Here is a 3,260-nt window from a genome sequence, read left to right as displayed (position 1 = left end):
AGCCACTGGAGCACCTCAAAAACACCATCATACACTAAATCAGTAAGTTGGCAGCATCACCTAAAACACAGGGAAAATATACCTTTACTGTTAAGTAAAAGGCCGAAGTAGACATGTATCGTGCCAGTGTAAATGACACGATACATTTTTGAATGCGCTTACGTTCCGGTTGTGAACAACAAACGCGCATTCAGTTATTCTGAATCATCTTTAGGGCTGAGAAAGTAAAACCCGAAAGGCAGCGCCCCCACAATGGTGAACATAAAGCTGTAAATGGCCACCCATGCGCCCTGGATGATAAACAGGGATGTGTCCCAGGTATCCATCGGCAGATTGTACTGGTCTTCCACGCCCTGGAACGCGGCTTTTGACACCACGCATACCGCAACGATAAACACACAAGCCACAGCAATAAGAAACTTTTTCCCTTCCGGAGTTTTGAGAATTTTCAACATAACAATTTCCTCATATTTTCTGAATAAACAACCCGGCCCTTTCGAACCGGGACCGGTCAGAATGTCACATTAATTTTGCCCCAGAATGTTCTTCCTGGTTCGTTAACGGAGGTATTGGTGGAGTAGCCAAAGCTACTGTTACCCGCCAGGTTGAGATGCTCGCTGTAATCTTTGTCCAGAAGATTATCGACACCGGCGCTCACTTTAAAGTACTTGTTCACGCGGTAAGCGGCATTGGCGGAAACCACGGCAAAACCGGCGCTGCTGTCAAAATCTTTGCCCACCACATTACCTTCATTAATCGCCACCCGATGCTGGCTACTGACCAGACGTACCAGCCCGGTACTGCTCCAGTTACCACTTTCCCAGGATAATCCCAGACGGGCTTCGAGAGGAGGCATTTGCGGAAGGGGTTTACCATCTTCCATGTTCCTGCCCCAGGAATAGGCCAGACTGGCGTCGGTTTTCCAGCTGTCGGTCAGCTTATAGCTGACACCGGCTTCGCCTCCCATGATGGTGGCGTTGATGTTATCGACCTGGCTGATATATGCATCGTTGGGATCGTAGCGGAAAAGGATAAAATCATTTACGTGACCGACATAAGCAGAAACCCAGGCGTTTGTACGTTTGCCGGAATACTGTGCGCCAATATCAAGCTGGGTCGTTTTTTCAGTTTTCACTTTATCAAACGCGTCTGAGGTGCCGTCAGGCCCGTAGGTGGGGGAAAACAGTTCCCAGTAGTCCGGGAAACGTTCTGTATACCCAAGCCCGGCATACAGCATTAGCGGCATTTCTGCGAGGGTATGCTCGAAACGTACAAACCCGGCAGGAAGGGTGTCCGTTCGCTCTGAGGAGCCTTTCCCGGAAAAATTATCCACGAGGACACGATCAAGGCGAGCGCCCCCCACTAACTTGCTTGAATCAGAGGTATTCCAGGTGAGTTCACTGAAGAGACCATAATCATGGAAACGGGCATCTTTGACCCAGCTGTTATCCATTTTATTACGATGGGTATTCAGCTGGGTATCGGCGCCGCTTCTCAGCTCCACATCCGCCCACTCCCATGTGCCCATCATACGACCGCCAACAGTACGTCTGTCGACTTCCATCGCCATTGGCATATTCATATCCATTGACATGCCTGCATCCATTGAGTCACCCATGCCGCTGTCTGTCATTCCTTCCGACATACCTCCTGACATACCACCGTCGGGTGAACGAAGTGAATAGTTATCCATAATGTGGTCGGCGTAGTTGTAATAGACATTCGCTTCAAATTTCTGGAATACCTCCCCGATATTTGATTTTTCGAACCTGGCACCCAGACTTTCTCGCCTGAACTGGGAGCCGTCCATACTGCGACCCGCATAACGCGATTCCCCGTCCCCTTTCCCTGCCGTCAGTTCAATCAGGGTATCTTTATCAGGCGTCCAGCCGAGCGCCATATCGCCGTTCCATTTATCCCATTTTGAGGGGACGCGATCGCCATTACCATCCTTATAGTCATCGGAACGTGATTTGTTACCCATGAGGCGCAAATATCCATCTTCGCTACCCAGGCTGATATCCGCATTCTCATCCCAGCGATTGTTCGAGGCAGCAAGCAGGCTGGCATTTCCCTGTACGCCGGGTTTATCAAAACGCGGCTGCTCGCGATCGAAACGAATTGTCCCTGCAGAGTTACCCGGCCCCCAAAGGACCGTTTGCGGTCCTTTGGTCAACGTCAGAAGGTCAAAACTTTCCGGGGAGATATAAGAGCTGGGGGCATCCATTCGGGCCGGGCAGGCACCCAGCATTTCGCCATTATTGGTCAGGATACGCAGACGCGATCCGAACATACCGCGGAAAACCGGGTCGCCATTCGTGCCACCGGCCCGTATCTGTGAAAAACCGGGGATGGTTTTCAGGTAATCGGAACCATCACTTGCCGGGACAGGCTGACGAGGTCTTTTTGGGGACGTGACAACTTCCAGCGGCGATGAGGCAGGAGCCGTAACAACCATAACGGAATCATCCTCCATCGTTGCGTGATCGTGACTCTCCTGAGCATTAACGGCATTCGTCTGGAATGCCATAATCAGAACTGCAAGAGGGGTACGTACAAAGCGTTGAGTTTTCATTATTTGCCTTACTGTTTTTCTGGCGTAAGCAAGCTTGCCTGTCCCGAGACAGCCAGCAGATTACGTCTGTTTTTGTGAGTAATTAATTCGCAGAAAGAAAAGCAGCAGGAGGGGCGCGGGCACGCTGAGGTGCCCAGGCGCGGAAAATCGGTGAGAAAATGGCCTGTAGAGGAAGAGACAGATGAACGCAGAGTAACATCAGCCAGAGCATTATCGTCAGCACGAACTGGACGAAAGGCAGATGAATCAGTAAATGACAGTACCCACAGGCAATTTCTTCCATCGGGGACATAGCGTGTCCCGCCATCATGGGATGAACCATGGTGAGGTTTTGTTCGCAGTGTTCCGGCATAGCCATGTCGTGGTGCATTCCTGACATAGCCATACCATGATGCTCAGGCATGGCAGTCGTAATCGCTGAACTCACACAGTCGGAATGGTGAACTAAAGATTTAGATATGACAGGCGCAATGAACAACATGGCTACTGAGAGCAATGCCATACATGCTGCAATGAAGAAGAAACGATTGCGCCCGTACAAAATGTTACCCGGTCATGACTATATGGGCGTTAGTGTATCTTATTTGATTTGCAAATGTTAAAAGAATTCACCTTTTAGCTCATGAGGCTTTGTTGAATAAATAAGATTTCGTGCGAACGACCCTGTAGCTGGCTGGATTTTCAG

Annotated in this window: 3 protein-coding genes; all 3 read right to left on the bottom strand. The window is 50.0% G+C overall.

Annotated features, from left to right (window positions below; genetic code table 11):
- Positions 1-194: 194 nt before the first annotated feature.
- On the bottom strand, positions 195-455 hold the full coding sequence (locus BHE81_RS27930) for a DUF2534 family protein (RefSeq protein ID WP_023313931.1): 261 nt from the start codon (positions 453-455) through the stop codon (positions 195-197).
- Between the two features lie 56 nt (positions 456-511).
- Positions 512-2,575, bottom strand: a complete 2,064-nt coding sequence (locus tag BHE81_RS27925) for a TonB-dependent copper receptor (protein WP_004182117.1) — start codon at positions 2,573-2,575, stop codon at positions 512-514.
- An 82-nt stretch (positions 2,576-2,657) separates the two neighbouring features.
- Positions 2,658-2,933, bottom strand: a complete 276-nt coding sequence (locus tag BHE81_RS27920; protein ID WP_004182114.1) for a DUF2946 family protein — start codon at positions 2,931-2,933, stop codon at positions 2,658-2,660.
- Between the last annotated feature and the right edge of the window lie 327 nt (positions 2,934-3,260).

The sequence above is a fragment of the Klebsiella sp. AqSCr genome (genome assembly GCF_008452795.1).
Lineage (GTDB): Bacteria > Pseudomonadota > Gammaproteobacteria > Enterobacterales > Enterobacteriaceae > Klebsiella > Klebsiella pneumoniae.
Note: the sequence above shows the minus strand (reverse complement) of the source record. Positions and strands in the feature narration are given on the sequence as shown.